Origin of the sequence: Pantoea sp. B566, from assembly GCF_024793925.1 — a bacterium.
Classification (GTDB): domain Bacteria; phylum Pseudomonadota; class Gammaproteobacteria; order Enterobacterales; family Enterobacteriaceae; genus Pantoea; species Pantoea ananatis.
This window is the reverse complement of the sequence record NZ_JANUQL010000003.1, coordinates 921251-938611: the sequence shown is the minus strand read 5'-3', so window position 1 is coordinate 938611 and position 17361 is coordinate 921251. Positions and strand designations below refer to the sequence as shown.

At 58.9% G+C, this 17361-nt stretch carries 18 protein-coding genes; 17 read left to right on the top strand and 1 reads right to left on the bottom strand.

Annotated features, from left to right (window positions below):
• Positions 1-9: 9 nt before the first annotated feature.
• The 5 genes from NYE92_RS06125 (at position 10) to NYE92_RS06105 (ending at position 5107) form a co-directional block, all read left to right on the top strand.
• Positions 10-852 (top strand): GNAT family N-acetyltransferase, encoded by an 843-nt coding sequence (locus NYE92_RS06125; protein ID WP_014605504.1) that lies wholly within the window; start codon positions 10-12, stop codon positions 850-852.
• A complete protein-coding gene (locus NYE92_RS06120) occupies positions 852-1778 on the top strand; it encodes a glyoxylate/hydroxypyruvate reductase A (protein WP_014594016.1) in 927 nt (308 codons plus the stop codon). The genes NYE92_RS06125 and NYE92_RS06120 overlap by 1 nt, the downstream gene beginning before the upstream one ends.
• 1 nt (position 1779) lies before the next feature.
• A complete protein-coding gene (locus NYE92_RS06115) occupies positions 1780-2913 on the top strand; it encodes a M20 aminoacylase family protein (RefSeq protein ID WP_014605505.1) in 1134 nt (377 codons plus the stop codon).
• 113 nt (positions 2914-3026) lie between these two features.
• Complete coding sequence (gabT, locus tag NYE92_RS06110; protein ID WP_013026283.1) at positions 3027-4343, top strand: 4-aminobutyrate--2-oxoglutarate transaminase; 1317 nt, start codon at positions 3027-3029, stop codon at positions 4341-4343.
• A gap of 251 nt (positions 4344-4594) precedes the next feature.
• Entirely contained in the window at positions 4595-5107 is a 513-nt protein-coding gene (locus tag NYE92_RS06105; RefSeq protein WP_019106483.1) for an Lrp/AsnC family transcriptional regulator, read from the top strand.
• Between the two features lie 69 nt (positions 5108-5176).
• On the opposite strand, the gene NYE92_RS23240 is transcribed toward NYE92_RS06105, so the two are convergent.
• A complete protein-coding gene (locus NYE92_RS23240; protein WP_019106482.1) occupies positions 5177-7102 on the bottom strand; it encodes a phosphatase PAP2 family protein in 1926 nt (641 codons plus the stop codon).
• Between the two features lie 492 nt (positions 7103-7594).
• Here NYE92_RS23240 and NYE92_RS06090 point away from each other — a divergent pair, with 492 nt between their 5' ends.
• The 12 genes from NYE92_RS06090 (at position 7595) to phnP (ending at position 17303) form a co-directional block, all read left to right on the top strand.
• On the top strand, positions 7595-8899 hold the full coding sequence (locus NYE92_RS06090; RefSeq protein WP_210475969.1) for a cytosine permease: 1305 nt from the start codon (positions 7595-7597) through the stop codon (positions 8897-8899).
• Positions 8892-9581, top strand: coding sequence for a cysteine hydrolase family protein (locus NYE92_RS06085; RefSeq protein ID WP_014594012.1), 690 nt, complete (start codon positions 8892-8894; stop codon positions 9579-9581). Before NYE92_RS06090 ends, NYE92_RS06085 begins: the two co-directional genes overlap by 8 nt.
• Positions 9582-9745: 164 nt before the next feature.
• Positions 9746-10459, top strand: coding sequence for a phosphonate metabolism transcriptional regulator PhnF (gene phnF / locus NYE92_RS06080; protein ID WP_015700005.1), 714 nt, complete (start codon positions 9746-9748; stop codon positions 10457-10459).
• The gene (gene phnG / locus NYE92_RS06075) at positions 10459-10908 is read left to right on the top strand and encodes a phosphonate C-P lyase system protein PhnG (protein WP_013026277.1); all 450 of its coding nucleotides are present in this window, start codon (positions 10459-10461) and stop codon (positions 10906-10908) included. Before phnF ends, phnG begins: the two co-directional genes overlap by 1 nt.
• The gene (gene phnH, locus NYE92_RS06070) at positions 10905-11489 is read left to right on the top strand and encodes a phosphonate C-P lyase system protein PhnH (RefSeq protein WP_014594010.1); all 585 of its coding nucleotides are present in this window, start codon (positions 10905-10907) and stop codon (positions 11487-11489) included. Before phnG ends, phnH begins: the two co-directional genes overlap by 4 nt.
• Entirely contained in the window at positions 11480-12556 is a 1077-nt protein-coding gene (locus NYE92_RS06065; RefSeq protein ID WP_022623348.1) for a carbon-phosphorus lyase complex subunit PhnI, read from the top strand. Before phnH ends, NYE92_RS06065 begins: the two co-directional genes overlap by 10 nt.
• The gene (locus tag NYE92_RS06060) at positions 12549-13397 is read left to right on the top strand and encodes an alpha-D-ribose 1-methylphosphonate 5-phosphate C-P-lyase PhnJ (RefSeq protein ID WP_013026274.1); all 849 of its coding nucleotides are present in this window, start codon (positions 12549-12551) and stop codon (positions 13395-13397) included. Before NYE92_RS06065 ends, NYE92_RS06060 begins: the two co-directional genes overlap by 8 nt.
• Positions 13387-14148, top strand: a complete 762-nt coding sequence (phnK, locus tag NYE92_RS06055; RefSeq protein WP_014594006.1) for a phosphonate C-P lyase system protein PhnK — start codon at positions 13387-13389, stop codon at positions 14146-14148. The genes NYE92_RS06060 and phnK overlap by 11 nt, the downstream gene beginning before the upstream one ends.
• Positions 14148-14867 carry a phosphonate C-P lyase system protein PhnL gene (gene phnL / locus NYE92_RS06050; protein WP_013026272.1) on the top strand — a complete coding sequence of 240 codons (720 nt, stop codon included), beginning with the start codon at positions 14148-14150 and terminating at the stop codon, positions 14865-14867. The genes phnK and phnL overlap by 1 nt, the downstream gene beginning before the upstream one ends.
• The gene (gene phnM / locus NYE92_RS06045; RefSeq protein WP_013026271.1) at positions 14864-16000 is read left to right on the top strand and encodes an alpha-D-ribose 1-methylphosphonate 5-triphosphate diphosphatase; all 1137 of its coding nucleotides are present in this window, start codon (positions 14864-14866) and stop codon (positions 15998-16000) included. The genes phnL and phnM overlap by 4 nt, the downstream gene beginning before the upstream one ends.
• The gene (phnN, locus tag NYE92_RS06040; protein WP_014594005.1) at positions 16000-16536 is read left to right on the top strand and encodes a ribose 1,5-bisphosphokinase; all 537 of its coding nucleotides are present in this window, start codon (positions 16000-16002) and stop codon (positions 16534-16536) included. The genes phnM and phnN overlap by 1 nt, the downstream gene beginning before the upstream one ends.
• A complete protein-coding gene (gene phnP, locus NYE92_RS06035; protein WP_014594004.1) occupies positions 16533-17303 on the top strand; it encodes a phosphonate metabolism protein PhnP in 771 nt (256 codons plus the stop codon). Before phnN ends, phnP begins: the two co-directional genes overlap by 4 nt.
• Positions 17304-17361: the final 58 nt, after the last annotated feature.

Genomic DNA, 17361 nt, shown 5'->3' with positions numbered 1-17361 from the left:
GAAAGCAAAATGACATTTGATATTCGTAGCATGACGACCGAAGACATTCCGCAGGTTTATGCGATGAGCCAGACGCTAAACTGGCCGCACCGCCATGAAGACTGGGCGATCGGCATTGAGCTTGGCGAAGGCGTGGTGATTGAAGATCAGGGTGAAGTGATTGGCAGCGCGATTCTCTGGCGCTGGGGCGACAAAGCCGCCACCATCGGTCTGGTCATTGTCGCAAACTCACATCAGGGGCGCGGGCTGGGCAAGCAGCTGATGCTGGCCTTGTTAGAGAAAGTTCCCGGCTACAATGTGCGTCTGCACGCCACCGAGATGGGGAAAGGCCTGTATGAAAAGCTCGGCTTCGTTGCCTGCGGTAAGATCCTTCAGTACCAGACGCCATCCCTGACGACGCTGCCCAGGGTCGCGATCCCGGCTGGGTTGACGTTGCGCAGCGCCACCCTTGACGACCGGGATGCGCTGGTAAACATGGACCAGGCCGCCCACGGGCTTTTCCGCCCGGCGCTGGTGGCGCATCTGATTACCGACAATCAGACCGTGATATTGCAGGATGATGAGCAACGCCTTAAGGGCTTTGCCAGCCTGCGCCGTTTTGGCCGTGGCTGGGTCATTGGTCCCGTTATTGCAGAAGATTTTCCGGTTGCGCAGGCGCTGTCGGCTGCGCTGATGCAGGGCATGAAGGGCGAGTATTTGCGCATGGATACGGATGCGGCTTTACCGCTGGCTCCCTGGCTGGAGAGCCTGGGCCTCACGAATGTTGATGCGCCCGTCACGATGGTGCGCGGTGAGGTCTGGGTAGCGCAAGGTATGCAGGCGTTTGGTCTGACCACGCAGGCCATGGCCTGATGCACGTTGTCTATAAATCTGAACCCCAGCGCGGCCTTTACTGGCAGCGCTGGCTGGCTGAACACGCGCCCGATATCCACTTACATCTCTGGCCGGAAACCGGTGATGCGGCTCAGGTTGATGCCCTGGTCGCCTGGTTGCCGCCGGATGACCTTATGGCCTGTTTTCCCAATCTGAAAGTCCTGTTTTCTGTGGGCGCAGGGGCTGAGCAGTTTGATCTGTCCACGCTGCCTGGCCACATCCCGCTGGTCAGAACGATTGAACCTGGCCTGACGCAGGGCATGGTGGAATACGTCACCTTTGCGGTGCTGGGGCTGCATCGCGACATGCCACGCTATTTCCAGCAGCAACGCCACCAGCAGTGGCAGGCGCATCTGGCGATGCCCGCCAGTCAGCGTCGCATCGGCATTATGGGCCTGGGCGAACTGGGCCGCGCGGCGCTGGCGCAGCTTCAGTCGATGGGATTTGACTGCGGCGGCTGGAGCCGTACGCCGCACCATATTGCGGGCGTGCCGTGCTGGCATGGTGACGATCAGCTGTCCGACTTTCTGGCGCGCAGCGATATTCTGGTGTGCCTGCTGCCGCTAACGTCCAGCACCCAGGGACGCCTGAATGCCGGGCTGTTCGGCCAGTTGCCTGCGGGAGCCGCACTGGTTCAGGTGGGACGCGGCCCTCAGCTAAATCATCAGGACCTGTTGGATGCGCTCGACAGCGGCCAGTTACGGGCTGCGGTGATCGATGTCACCGATCCCGAACCTTTGCCTGCCGGTCACGCATTTTGGACGCACCCGGCTGTGTGGTTGACGCCGCACATCGCCAGCCAGACGCAGAATGACAGCGCGATTAAGGCGCTTCTGGCTAACCTGCGTCGCTTTCAGCGCGGCGAGCCGCTGGTCGGCGTCGTTGATCGTTCACGAGGATATTGAAATGGACCCTTTAGTGGCATTGCGCCGTGATCTGCACCGTCATCCGGAGCTGGGCTTTCATGAAGCGCGGACCAGCGATATTGTCGCGCGGTTTTTAGAGGATCTCGGCATTGAGGTGCATCGCGGCATCGGTAAAACGGGCGTGGTGGGCGTACTGAAAAAAGGCAGCGGTTCACGCATGATTGGACTGCGGGCTGATATGGATGCGCTGCCCATGCAGGACAACGGCGAGGTGCCCTGGACCAGCCAGACGCCGAACTGCAGCCACGCCTGCGGTCACGATGGCCACACCATTATGCTGCTTGGCGCGGCAGCAAAGCTGACGCGCGAGGTCGAGTTTACCGGCACGGTCTGCTTTATTTTTCAGCCAGCAGAAGAGGGCCTGGCGGGCGCGAAGGCCATGATTGACGACGGTCTGTTCCAGCGCTTCCCCTGCGATGCGGTGTTTGCCCTGCATAACTGGCCTGAATTACCCTTGGGTGAAATTCAGACTCGCCCCGGTGCCATCATGGCCGCGGCAGACCGATTTGATATCACCCTGAAAGGGCCTGGCGGCCATGCCGCACAGCCTCATCTCACGCACGATACGCTGCTTGCCCTCAGTGAACTGGTGGTGCAGTTAAACACTCTGGTGCCCCGGGCGCTTGATCCCTGCGAACCGGCGTTGCTGACCGTGACGCGCATGCAGGGCGGATTTTCTCACAATATGATCCCTGCGGAAGCCAATATCACCGGCACGGTACGCACGTTCAACCCAGCGGCACAGGACATCATCGAATCACGTCTGCGGCACATGGCCGGGCACATCGCGGCGGCGCATGGATTGGACGCCGAGGTGAATTATTTGCGTTATTACCCAGCCACCATCAACAGCGAGTCTGAGGCAAGTCAGGCCCTCGCGGCCTTGCAGGCGGCAGGCATGACAGCCCGGCTGGCCCCTCAGCCTGCGCTGACCTCAGAAGATTTTGCTTTTATGTTACAGGCAAAGCCTGGCGCTTATTTGTGGATAGGATCGGCACCCAGCAAGCCGCTCCATCACGCCGCCTATGATTTTAACGACGCGCTCATACCCTACGGAATCCAGGCCTTTGTCACGCTGGCCTGTTATGCAACAGGGGCAACATTTCCCGGCTGAAATCCGTGGGATTTTGACACGAAATGCCGCGGCTGACGGAATTACGGCAGCGTCATTGACCAACAGATTGCGATACTTAAGCCAACCGAACACGACGTGGATGAGGTATAAAAATGCAGAATGTCCTGGCAGAGCAGCAAACCTATGCGGACAACAGCCAGTTGCTGGATGTCCGAGATCACAATGTGCCGCGTGGCATTATTACCGCTCATCCGCTGGTGATTGAGCGAGCCAAAGGCAGCGAAGTATGGGATGTGGAAGGCAACCGCTATCTGGATTTTGTGGGCGGTATTGGCGTCCTTAACGTAGGCCACAACCATCCGGCCGTGGTTAACGCCGTCACCCGCCAACTGGGCATGGTGTCCCATGCCTGTTTTCAGGTGGCGGCCTATCCGGGATACATTGAGCTGGCCCAGCGTCTGAATAAGCTGGTGGGCGGTGACGAGCACTATAAAAGCGTGTTTTTCACCAGCGGTGCAGAAGCGGTAGAGAACGCGGTGAAAATCGCCCGTTCTTATACGCAACGGCCGGGCATCATTGCGTTTGACGGGGCTTTCCACGGACGTACCCTGCTTGGCGTGACGCTGACGGGCATGTCTGCGCCATACAAACAGAATTTTGGTCCGTTCCCGGGGGATGTTTATCGCCTGCCGTTCCCGAATCCGTTGCACGGTGTGACTGAGGCCGACTGTCTGAAGGCACTTGATCAGCTGTTTTCTGTGCAGATTTTGCCGGAGCGCGTCGCCGCGATTATCATTGAACCCGTTCAGGGCGATGGCGGCTTCTTACCTGCAGGCCCGGCATTTATGCAGGCGCTGCGTCGTATTACTACCCAGCACGGCATTATGCTGATCTGTGATGAAATTCAGAGCGGCTTTGGCCGTACCGGTACCATGTTTGCCTTCCAGCAACTCGGTATCAAACCCGACATGATCACCACGGCGAAGAGCCTGGCCGGTGGCTTGCCGATTTCCGGCGTGGTGGGCAAAGCCGAGATTATGGACAGTCCGGCCCCAGGCGGGTTGGGCGGTACCTATGGTGGTAATGCGCTGGCCTGTGCGGCGGCACTGGCTGTACTGGATATCTTTGAGCAGGAAAACCTGCTGGCGCGTTCCTGCCAGTTGGGCGAGCAGTTAAACCAGCGTCTGCGCCAGCTTGCGGATAAATATGCCTGCATCGGCGATGTACGCGGCGTGGGCTTTATGCAGGCAGTAGAAATTCTGGATGTGGATACCCATAAACCCGACAGCGCGCTGACACAAAAGATCCTCGACAGCGCCTGTCAGGAAGGTTTGCTGCTGATCAAATGTGGTTTGCATCGCAACACCATCCGCTTCCTTGCACCGTTAGTGACCACCGATTCGCAACTCGAAGAAGCGCTGCATATCTTTGATATTGCGCTGGCGCGTGCGACCGGACGCTTAGGATAGCCGCTCTCTCTCATTGGAAAGGCATCATCCCGGCAGTGCCGCCAGCGTGCGCGCAGCCGCGGTCAACGCTGGCGCATTTTTTGCAAAGCGTGACAGGCCGGGAATTTTTTGTGTTACAAAAAAGTGGCGTACTTGTTATTTTAAAGTGGCGTATTTTAAGTATTGCTAAAAGTGCGCTTTACGCTCGTGTACGCAGATTATCGCCGGGTAGGAGCGAACATCCAGTACAGCTGTAAACAATGAGGGGTGCTATGAACGGCTTAATGAAACTCGACCGCATCGATATCAATATTCTGGTGCAACTCCAAAAAGATGGCCGTATCAGCAACGTCAATCTCGCCGATGCAGTGGGGCTGTCCCCGAGTCCCTGCCTGCAGCGGGTAAAACGGCTGGAGCAGGCCGGCTTTATTACCGGCTACGAAGCGCACGTTAATCTCACCAAAATTACCGATTCCGTCACCGTGTTTACCGAAGTCACCCTGAACGGACATCGTCGCGAAGACTTTATGAAGTTCGAAGCTGCGATGCGTGAAGTTGATGAACTGATGGAGTGCCATTTAATTACCGGCGGCTACGATTACCTGTTGCGCTTTATTACCCGCAGCATTGAGCATTATCAGGATGTGATTGAGAAGATGCTGGATGCGCAAATTGGTATCGATAAGTACTTCAGCTATATCGTGATTAAATCACCCGTCATGAAAAGCAGCGTGCCGCTGCGCTCACTGATTAGCAAGCATAACCCGATGGAGTTCGGCGTCTGACTTTTGGTTAAGCGCGCAGGAATCTGACAACCTCATTGCCTGCGCGCGCCTTGCCAGGGCTTATCAGGTTCAGAGCAGCTTAATACTGAGTCGCGTCGCGCTGCTGACAGGTCGAGCCTGATAGCCTTCGACAACGATGCGACTAAAGTGCGCCGCAAGTGAGCCTGCCTGCATCAACGGGATCAGATCGCCTGCTTCGGGACGATAGCCTTTGACAAACTTCACCAGCAGCGTGCCCCCCGCCACTAAAGGCCCGTTCACGATGAGACGGCCACCGCCCTGACCATCAATATCCAGTTCAAGACTGGCTTCGGGCAGCGCCGTGTAGCTTTTCACCTGTACCGGCGACAGGGCAGCAATGCGCACGCGGCCCTGATTGCCCACATAGAGATCACCCACGCCAAAGGCGCGGGCTGAACCGGCTTCCAGCACGCCACCCTGAACCTCCGTACCGCCGCTGTAGCGGTTCGCGCCAGTCAGCCTCAGGGTGCCTGAACCCTGTAAGGTCAGCTTTCCCTGACCGCCGATCGCATTCCGCCAGCTGTCGGACTGATTAAAACCGCCTTTAGCGGCGTCCATTGCTACTTTAACGTTGCCGGTAAACTGACCATATCCGTCGGCGGCGGCCACAATGTTCAGGCGTCCCCAGCCCTCAGCATCGTCCATGATCGGGTAGCCTGAGGCCAATGCGGTAGTTTTTAATACCACGCGCCGTTGCAGGGCGCTCAGATAGGGAAACCGGGTTTCCAGCAAAATCTCGGCCCCTTTGGGCACCACGGGGGGACGGTGGCGAGGGCCGATGGGGGCGAAACCAAAGGTCATGCGCCGCAGCGCCTGAAGGCGGTTAAGGGTGGGATCGGCGAAGCGATCGGCGCTCGGCGGCGCGGCATGGGCATAGGCAAAGAAGGTGGCCGGTTGCGTCGCGGTGCGTTGCCATAATGCCTGATGCGCCTGGGTGAAGGCACGCCTGGCATCCTCATGATAAGCCGTCAGATTTGCGGTGGTCACCGCCAGCGCCAGCATGCGCCCGCCGATGACGTCCAGAGGCGAGTGCATTCCGGCCACGATCCGGTTTTCGCCCAGCTCCATACCGCGGCTGACCATCTCCTGATAGCGCTCCGGCACCAGCCACGCCATGGTAAGGGCATCTCTGACGGCTTCCGCCGTGTGGCCGCTGATAAATCCGCCGTCGGTGGCGGGCTGTGGATTCTCCGCAGGCACAAGGGCAGGAACAACCTCCACCGCAGAACGCCAGCGATACGGACGCGCATATTTATAGAAGCGCTTCACCGGTTCGGTCGAGGCGTTGTTGCCCATTTCATTGAGAAAATCCACCACCAGACCGAAGTCGCGATTGCCTTCCTGACTGCCCACGCCGGTATTGTTGCCTTTATCCACGTACAGCACGGTGGTGGCATCAGCCGGAATGCGTGTCAGGGTTGTGACCTGCTGGGCCGCACTGCGCCATGCGCCCGTCAGTGGCCCCATGCCATCTGTGACGCTGTAGCCTTTGCCACGACGGTCGTCGTAATAGGCCGCCTCAGCCTGGGCTGCCGTGCGGCGTCGTGTTGTTGTCACCACATACTGAACATTCGCGGCCAGGACATGAGAATTAAGGATTGTGCCGCACACGGGGGCTTTGTCAGGCAGTCCCGTACAGTCAGAAGGCGTAATGGCTGCAAAACCCTCACGGGCCGGCGCGGTAACTCCCGCATCGACCTTCAGCGTGCGTGGGCGCCACAGGGCAAGAAAGCCGGATACCACGCGCACGCCGGCATTGGTGTCGAGCGTCGCAAACCGGGCATCACCACGTTGGTTGGTGGCGATATTGTCGATAAAAGCGGGCACGTCTGCCGCAGGCGCGCTGTCGGTGAAGCCCGGATCCCTCGGCGGGACAGGCCGTGCGGTAGCGGGCCGATCCTGACCCAAAACAGGCGTCGAAACCATGCCAGAAAACAGCGCCAGATAAATGCCAAAACGAACAGCAGCAGACATGATGAAAACCTTCCGGGCGAATGATGGCCCGGTATTGTGGCCGCAAAGCGTTAATGACACATGACAATCCCGTGACGATCTGACGTGAAAATTGCTTTCCAGATGGAGTTATAAAGTTTCCCATTTGTTGTGCAGTCTGCCCCACAAGCGTGCCCTGAACCGCCGTGACGCTGCCGGGGGTTCAGCGCGTCTTATCATAAGAATTCGATCTTGTATCCAAGGCCGTATCCCGACGGGCATTTACGCCCCATGACGTCGCGGCGGCGATTCCTGGCATGCTTCATGCAGTTTCTGTCCGGTAAGCCCTATCCAGTAGAACACAGGCGTGGAAAACGGATTAACACCCCGGCAAGGCGGCACGTCAACGCCACGCAATGCACACATGTCGGCGGCGATACGGCACGTTTTTCGTCATAACGATGGCGAGTACAGGATGAAAAACAGTGCCCCAACGCGGCTACCCGTGGACTGACATTGACCAGGAACTGACAAATGAAAAAACAGGCTTCCCCAACGTTAGAACAGGAGTTTGAGCACGAACCTGTGCCGCTCTCACATCGCCATCCGACCCGGTCGGTTTCGGCCGTCTGGTTTGGTTTTCCTATGATCCTCACGAATGCGCTGTTTGGCGGCATCATCACCTGGCACCTTGGCTTCTGGCCTGCGCTGCTGGCGATTGTGATGGGCAATCTGGTGCTGTTTGCCTACGTCGGTACGCTGAGCTGGTTTGCCGGTAATACCGGTATGAACTTTGCCCTGCAGGCGAAAAGAACCTTTGGCAGCAAAGGTTACATCCTCGTGTCGGGCTTCCTCTCGACCGTGGTGATTGGCTGGTACGCCTTTCAGACCGGACTGACCGGTACGGTGATTCATGAGACTTTCGGCTGGAATGCCCTGTCGGTGACGGCATTTGCCATGGTGCTGTTTACGGCCGTGACCTTTCTGGGCGTGCGCGCCTTGTCGGTGTTGGGCATGATTGCTGCGCCGATGTTTGTGATTCTGGGGTTTGTCGCGCTGTACTTCGTGGGGCAGACGCATGAATTTTCCAGCATGTTTCACTGGAAAGGCAGCCCGGCGGTGGCGGGGGCCATGAGCATGGGCACGGCGGTCACCATGGTGGTGGCGGGTTTTGCCGATTCCGGCACCATGACCGCCGATTTCACCCGCTGGTCGAAGAGTGGACGTGCTGCGGTCATTGCCGCCTTTTCGGCCTTTCCGGTCGCGAATCTGATCGCCTATCTGTTTGGCGTGATTATCGTTTCGGTTGGCGCGGCGGTCGATCCGCTGACCAACGGCGGCAACTTTCTGCCCATGCTGATGGGCCATGGTGATGTCCTGACCCTGGTGGCTTTCCTGTTTGTGTTTATCAACCTTGGCTCGGTATGTACGCACTGTCTTTATAACGGTGCAGTCGGGTTTAGCCATCTCTTTAACAGCAAGATGCGCCGCTGGACCCTGATTCTTGGCGCCATCGGCGGTCTGCTGGCACTGGCAGGCGTCTGGTCATATTTTCTCGAGTGGCTGAGTCTGCTGGGCGTGGTGGTGCCGCCGTTTGGTGCGGTCATGATTGTTGATCTGATTTTTATGGCAAAGCTGAGTGAACAGCGCCCGGCGCAACGCTTCCATGGCGCGGCTTTCGCGGCCTGGGCGCTGGGAAGCCTGTGCGCGGTCGTCGCGCATCTGGCGTTCCCCCAGTTTGGCGAAGCGGTCATCGGTCTGGTGACGGCCGCACTCAGCTACACCCTGATTATTAAATTACGTTCCCCCACGCCGCGACTGGAGAAGAACAATGCCTGAGTACAGTGTGAATTCCACCCCTTATGCCTGGCCGTTTGATGGCCATTTTAGTCCGGCCGACACGGCTCTCCTCGTCATTGATATGCAAACCGATTTTTGCGGCCCGGGGGGGTACGTTGACAGGATGGGCTACGACATTGGCCTGACGCGTGCGCCTGTCGAACCCCTTAAAGTGTTACTGGCACGTATGCGGGCGCTTCAGTTTCCCATCATTCACACCCGGGAAGGGCATCGCGCGGACCTGAGTGACTTACCGGCAAACAAGCGCTGGCGTTCGGCCAGGATGCAGGCGGAGATCGGCAGTGCAGGGCCGTGCGGCCGTATCCTGGTGCGCGGTGAGCCGGGCTGGGAGATTATCCCCGAGCTCGCCCCCTTAGCAGGAGAAGTGATCATTGATAAGCCCGGTAAAGGATCCTTTTATGCCACAGACCTTGAGCTGGTCTTACGCAGTCGCGGCATTCGGAATTTAATTATTACCGGTATCACGACGGATGTATGTGTTCATACGACGCTGAGAGAGGCCAACGATCGCGGATATGAGTGCCTGGTTTTGTCCGACTGTTGTGCCGCCACAGAGCAACGCCATCATGAAGCCGCGCTGAGCATGATCCACATGCAGGGCGGCATCTTTGGTGCCGTTGCCACCTCTGCCGCGCTGCTGGACACGCTCGGTCAGCCTTAACGGGCTGTTCTGCCAGCCTGTCGCCCTGAGCGGGACAGGCTGGCGCAAATTCATTTTTACGTCACCGTCTCGTCACCTCGCTGTCATCTGATCCCGTCACTCTGTTTCCATCCCGCAGCATCTTCGCTGTGAAATCCCTCTACTGATGTGAGGATTTAATTGTGATGGAGTTATCCAGACATCCGACCACTGTCTATCAGGCTGTTGCCGCGCAACTGGAGCAGGCTGTTCAGGAACGCTACCGCAGCGGTGACTATTTACCCTCTGAGCAGCAGCTGGCCGATCACTATGCGGTGAACCGCCACACGCTGCGTCGGGCGGTAGACGAACTGGTGAACAAGGGCCTGCTGCAGCGCCGCCATGGCGTCGGCATTTTAGTGCTGATGCGCCCCTACGACTATCCGTTACACGCTCAGGCTCGCTTCAGCCAGAACCTGATGGAGCAGGGCAGCGATCCCACCAGTGAACGTCTGCTGGCGGTGCTGCGCCCGGCCAGTGCCGACGTGGCCGCCGCGCTTGGCGTCAGTGAAGGCGATAACGTGATTCACCTGCGAACTCTTCGCCGTGTAAATGGCCTGCCGGTCTGCCTGATCAACCACTTCCTTGCCGATCTCAGCTGGTGGCCACAGCTGCAGCGCTTTAACAGCGGCTCACTTCATGACTATCTGCAGCAGCACACCGGTAAGCAGCTGGTACGCAGCCAGACGCGCATCAGCACCCGCCGGGCCCAGGCCAAAGAGTGTAAGCAACTGGAAATCGCGCTGCACTCTCCACTGTTGTGCGTGCGGACGCTGAATAAAACCACCGATGGCGCGATGGCGGAATACTCCGTCAGCCTCACGCGTGGCGACATGATCGAACTCACTCTGGAGCATTAATGAAACAGCAAACGGCCCGCCAGCACTGGCTTTCGGTGTTGGCACACAGCAGCGCAGCCGAGCTTGACGCGTACTGGCAGCCGCTCAACCTCAAGCCCGAATTTACCCTGATTCGCCCGGCCGAGATTGGCCTGACGCGTCTGCAGGCCCGCATGGGCGCCACCGGCAAACGCTTTGTGGTGGGCGATGCCACCGTGACGCGTGCGGTGGTGCGGCTGAACGACGGCACCCTGGGTTACAGCTATCTGCTCGGCCGGGATAAAGCCCATGCCGAACGCTGCGCCCTGATGGATGCCCTGTTGCAACAGGCCGACACCGCTGAACTGCTGCAGGAAAAAATGATTATCCCGCTGGCGGCCTCACGTGAAGAGCAGCGTCAGCTGCGCGCACGTGAAATCGCCAGCAGCAAAGTGGACTTCTTTACGCTGGTACGCGGAGACAATGAATGACTTTACTGGCAAGTTTTAATCACCCGGTTGCGGATGCGCAGCACGCCTTCCGCCGCATCCTGAAAGCCATGAGCGAGCCTGGCGTGATGGTTTCCCTGCCGCTGCAACAGGGCTGGGGCGCACTTTCGCCTGCCGCCACCGCCGTGCTGCTGACGCTGGTGGATCAGGAAAGCCCGCTGTGGCTGGATCCCCAGGTCGATAATCAGGAACTGCGCGATAACCTGCGTTTCCATACTGGTGCGCCCCTTACCGACAGCAATGACGCAGCCTTTGCGCTCAGCCACGCGACTGCTCAGCCCAATCCTGCCGACTTCGCCGCAGGCGACAATCTGGCACCGGAAAAAAGCACCACGTTGATTATTGAGGTGCCCGCACTGAACGGTGGGCTGGCGCTACGGTTGTCTGGCCCGGGCCTGCGTGAAGCGCGCGCCATTGCGCCCCAGTTGCCGGAAAGCGTGCTCGAATACCTGCGTGCCCGACCGCATCCGTTCCCTCAGGGCGTGGATCTCATCTTTACCTGTGGCGAAGCGATGATGGCGGTGCCACGGACAACCCATGTTGAGGTGTGCTCATGTACGTAGCGGTTAAAGGGGGCGAAAAAGCCATTGCCAATGCCCATCATCTTCAGGCCGATCTGCGTCGGGGCGACCGTGCGGTCGCGGAGTTATCCTGCGATCAGATCGCGCAGCAGCTTGGCCTGGCGGTAGATCGTGTGATGACCGAAGGCGGCATTTACGATCCCGCGCTGGCGGCGTTAGCCATTAAACAGGCCAGCGGCGATCTGGTTGAGGCCATTTTTTTGCTGCGCGCCTATCGCACAACCCTGCCACGCCTGGCGCAAAGCACGCCGCTGGACACCGGCAACATGCGGATCGAGCGGCGTATCTCCGCGGTTTATAAGGATTTGCCTGGCGGTCAGGTTTTAGGCCCAACCTATGACTACAGCCACCGGCTGCTGGACTTTACCCTGATGGCTAACGGGGAAACGCCTCTGCCGCCGCGCAGCGAGCAGGCGCTGCCCGAACACTGCCCGCACATGTTCAGCATGATGAGCGACGAAGGCTTAGCAGCGCGTGAAAGCGACGACGGCAGCGAACCCACCGACATCACCCGAGAGCCGATGGGCTTTCCCGCCTCCCGTGCCGCACGACTGCAACAGCTGGTGCGCGGCGATGAAGGTTTTCTGCTGTCGCTGGGCTATTCCACCCAGCGCGGCTATGGCCGAACCCATCCGTTTGCCGGAGAAATCCGGACCGGTTATGTCAGCGTCAGCGTTTGCCCGGAAGAACTGGGATTTGAGCTGGAGATTGGGGAAATGCTGCTGACCGAGTGTGAAATGGTCAACGGCTTTACCCACGATGGGGAAAGCGCCCCGCACTTCACGCGCGGCTATGGACTGGTCTTTGGTCGGGCAGAGCGTAAAGCCATGTCCATGGCGCTGGTGGATCGCGCCTTACAGACGCGCGAGCACAATGAACGTATCACCAGCCCGGCGCAGGATGAGGAATTTGTTCTGTCGCATGCGGATAACGTTGAAGCCGCAGGCTTTGTTTCCCACTTAAAACTGCCGCACTACGTCGATTTCCAGGCGGAACTGGAACTGCTGAAACGTCTGCGTCAGGACTATCAGGAGCAGCAAAATGGCTGAACTCAGCGGCTATAACAACGGCTACCTTGACGAGCAAACCAAACGCACGATCCGGCGCGCCATCTTAAAAGCGGTGGCGATTCCCGGCTATCAGGTGCCCTTTGCCGGACGCGAAATGCCGATGCCTTACGGCTGGGGCACCGGCGGGATTCAAATCACCGCCAGCGTCATTGGCGACAAAGACGTTTTGAAAGTCATCGACCAGGGCGCGGACGATACGACCAACGCCGTCTCCATCCGCCGTTTCTTCCAGCGAGTGAGCGGCGCGGCCACCACGGAACGCACGGTGGATGCCACGCTGATTCAGACGCGTCACCGTATTCCGGAAACCCCGCTGGAAGAAGATCAGATCCTGATTTTTCAGGTGCCAATTCCCGAGCCGCTGCGCTTTATTGAGCCGCGCGAGACGGAAACCCGCACCATGCATGCGCTGGAAGAGTACGGCATCATGCAGGTCAAACTGTACGAAGATATCGCCCGTTTCGGCCACATCGCCACCACCTATGCCTATCCGGTGAAGGTCAACGATCGCTATGTGATGGATCCGTCGCCGATTCCCAAATTCGATAACCCGAAGATGCACATGATGCCCGCCCTGCAGCTGTTTGGTGCCGGACGCGAGAAGCGCATCTATGCCTTGCCGCCTTACACCAAAGTTGAAAGCCTCGACTTCGACGATCATCCCTTCACCGTGCAGCAGTGGGACGAACCCTGTGCGCTGTGCGGATCGCGTCACAGCTATCTGGACGAGGTAGTGATGGACGATCAGGGAACGCGCATGTTTGTGTGCTCAGATACCGATTTTTGCCACCAGCAGCAGGAACAACAACATGCACAGTGAACAACCGCTGCTCGCGGTCAATAACCTCACGCACCTTTACGCACCGGGCAAAGGTTTCGAAGAGGTCAGCTTTGATCTCTACCCGGGCGAGGTGCTGGGGATTGTGGGAGAGTCCGGTTCGGGTAAAACCACGTTGCTGCGCAGCCTGTCTGCCCGGCTGGCCCCGCAGGCAGGCGCAATTCATTACCTGCAGCGCGATCTTTACCAGATGAGCGAAAGCGACCGTCGCCGCTTACTGCGCACGGAGTGGGGCGTGGTACACCAGCATCCGCTGGAAGGACTGCGTCCTCAGGTCACGGCGGGCGGCAATATCGGTGAACGTCTAATGGCCGTCGGCCACCGTCACTATGGCGAGATCCGCGCCGAGGCGAGTCACTGGCTGCAGGCGGTGGAAATCGCAGCGAACCGTATCGATGACCTGCCGACGACGTTTTCCGGCGGCATGCAGCAGCGTCTGCAAATCGCCCGCAATTTAGTGACCCAGCCGAAACTGGTGTTTATGGATGAACCCACAGGCGGGCTGGACGTCTCGGTGCAGGCGCGACTGCTGGACCTGCTGCGTACGCTGGTGCGCGAACTGAATCTGGCGGTGATCATTGTGACCCACGATCTGGGCGTGGCGCGCCTGCTGGCGCATCGGCTGCTGGTCATGAAGCAGGGCCGGGTCGTGGAAAGTGGTTTAACGGACCGCGTGCTGGATGATCCGCATCATCCTTATACGCAACTGCTGGTTTCATCGGTGCTTAACTAATGGCGACAGCGACTATGAAGACGCAACTGCGCGTGGAAAATTTGTGCAAAACCTTTGTGCTGCACAATCAGAACGGGGCGGCTCTGCCGGTGCTGCAGGATGCCAGCCTGGAAGTCAGTGAGGGCGAATGCGTGGTGCTGCACGGGCATTCGGGCAGCGGAAAATCGACTCTGCTCCGTGCCCTGTATGGCAACTATCAGGCCAACAGCGGCAGTATCTGGGTGCAGCATCTGGGCGAATGGGTCGATATGGCACAGGCACCCGCCCGCCAGATTATTGCCATTCGCCGGGATACCATCGGCTGGGTCAGTCAGTTTCTGCGGGTCATCCCGCGCGTGCCGACCCTGGAGATCGTCATGCAGCCGTTACTGGAACGCGGCGTTGAGCGCAGCTTCTGCGAAGCGCGCGCCAAAGATCTGCTGACCCGGCTCAATGTCCCGCAACGCCTCTGGTCCCTGGCACCCTCGACGTTCTCCGGTGGAGAGCAGCAGCGCGTCAACATCGCCCGTGGCTTTATTGCCGATTATCCCGTGCTGCTGCTGGATGAGCCTACGGCATCGCTCGACAGCGTTAACAGCGCCGCAGTCGTGAGTTTGATTGAACAGGCGCGCGCGCGTGGCGCGGCCATTGTCGGTATTTTTCATGATGAAGCGGTGCGGGAGCGTGTGGCCGATCGCCTGCACGTGATGCAGCCCTTCAAAACAGGGGCAGAAGCATGATCATCAATAATGTAAAGCTGGTGCTGGAAAACGAAGTGGTAGAGGGATCGCTGGAGTTTCGTGAAGACCGCATTACGAACTTTAGCGAAACCGCCAGCCAGCTCGCCGGCGCGCTGGACGGAGAGGGCGCGTTTCTGTTGCCCGGCCTGGTCGAGCTGCACACGGACAACCTGGATAAGTTCTTCACCCCGCGGCCTAAGGTTGACTGGCCGGCCCATTCCGCCATGAGCAGCCACGATGCGCTGATGGTGGCCAGCGGCATCACCACCGTGCTGGATGCCATCGGTGTAGGTGATGTACGCGATGGGGGGCACCGGCTGGAAAATCTCAGCAAAATGATTGGCGCGATTCGTGACAGTAACCGCAAGGGGCTCAACCGCGCCGAGCATTTATTACATCTGCGCTGCGAACTGCCGCATCACACCACGCTGCCGTTGTTTGAGGCGCTCATCTCCTCACCAGAGCTGTCGCTGGTCTCGCTGATGGACCATTCACCGGGGCAGCGCCAGTACGCATCGCTGGAAAAGTATCGCGAGTACTATCAGGGAAAATATCAGCTCAATGACGAGCAGATGGACGAGTTTGAGCGCGATCAGCTGGCGCTGGCCAGAGAGTGGTCACAGCCCAACCGCCTGGCGATTGCCGCGCTGTGCCGGGAACATGGTATTGCGATTGCCAGCCACGATGATGCGACCGAAGCGCACGTGGAAGAGTCGCACGGCGTGGGCAGCGCGATAGCTGAATTCCCCACCACGCTGGAGGCGGCGAAGGCGTCACGTTATTGCAATATGCAGGTGTTAATGGGCGCACCGAATATTGTTCGCGGTGGCTCGCACTCCGGTAACGTAGCCGCCTGGGAGCTGGCATCACACGGAATGCTGGATATTCTGTCATCGGACTATTATCCCGGCAGCCTGTTGGATGCGGCCTTCCGCTTAGCGGCGGATGAGCGAAACACGCTGTCACTGTCCCAGTCTGTTGCGCTGGTCACCTGTAATCCGGCGCGCGCGTTGGGGCTGGAGGATCGTGGCGTGATTACGGAAGGCTGCCGTGCCGACCTGGTACTGGCGCATACCCAACATGGTCATCCCCACATCCGCCATGTCTGGAGCAAAGGCCGGCAGGTGTACTGATGGCCCGGCTTATCTGGCTCATCGGCCCGTCCGGCTCAGGAAAGGACAGCCTGCTGGACCTGCTGCGCGAGGCGCCGCCTGACGGCCTGCTGATTGCGCACCGCTATATCACCCGCCCTCACGATGTGGGGGGCGAAAACCACGTGGCCCTGACGGAAGCGGAGTTTATCCGGCGCAAGGCGCTGGGGTTATTTGCGGTCAGCTGGCAGGCCCACGGTTTTCATTACGGTATCGGGAGTGAAATCGATGGCTGGCTGGCGTGCGGGCAGAACGTGCTGGTAAACGGCTCCCGTCAGCATCTGGAACAGGTTCGTGCGCGTTACGGCGCACGACTGTTGCCGCTGTGCATTGAGGTTTCGCCATTGGTGCTGGCCGCGCGTTTACGACAGCGGGGACGTGAGAGTGAAGAGGAGATCGTTCAACGACTGGCGCGCGCGGCGCAACATCAGCCAGAGGGCTGCCTGCGGCTGAACAATGATGGTGCGCTGGTGGATACGGTACAACAGTTACGACAGTTGCTGGCGGAATTCCCATGAAACTGACCTTGCTTGGTACCGGCGGTGTGACAGGCGCGCCGGTGTTCGGTTGTGACTGTCATGCCTGTTTGCGCGCCCGCGACGCTTCCCGCTATCGCCGCGCGCCTACCAGCGCGTTAATTGAGGCCGGACGCGAACGTATTTTACTGGATGCCGGTTTGCCATTGCTGGCCGAGCGCTTTCAGCCTGGCGAAATTAACCGAATTTTGCTGACTCACTATCATATGGACCATGTGCAGGGGCTGTTCACTCTGCGCTGGGGCGAGGGCGAATCTATTCCTGTGTGGGGACCGCCGGACGACAAGGGCTGCGATGACCTGTTTAAGCATCCCGGACTGCTGGATTTCCGCCCCGCTTTAACGCCTTACGTGGCACATCAGTTCGGTGAATTACAGGTGACACCACTGCCGCTTCAACATTCACGACTGACCCACGGCTATCTGTTTGACTGGCATGGATCGCGTCTGGCCTGGCTGTGCGATACCTGCGGTCTGCCGCCGGACACTGCCGATTTCCTGCGTGGACAACGGCTGGATCACCTGCTGGTAGACTGTAACGATCCCCCCGGGCAGGGCGGACGCAATCATAACGATTTGACCGCCGCGCTAAACATCATTGATGAACTGAAACCGCACCAGGCCTGGCTGATTCATCTGAGCCATCACATGGATAACTGGCTGGCAGAGCACGCCTTACCCGATGGGGTTCGGGCAGCCTGTGACGGCTTGTCGCTGTCTCTGGGTGCCGATTTGCCTGTCACAGTTTAATCATCTAACCGTAATACAGCCTTCATCCCCCGTGTTCTTAATATAGCGGTCTCTCGTC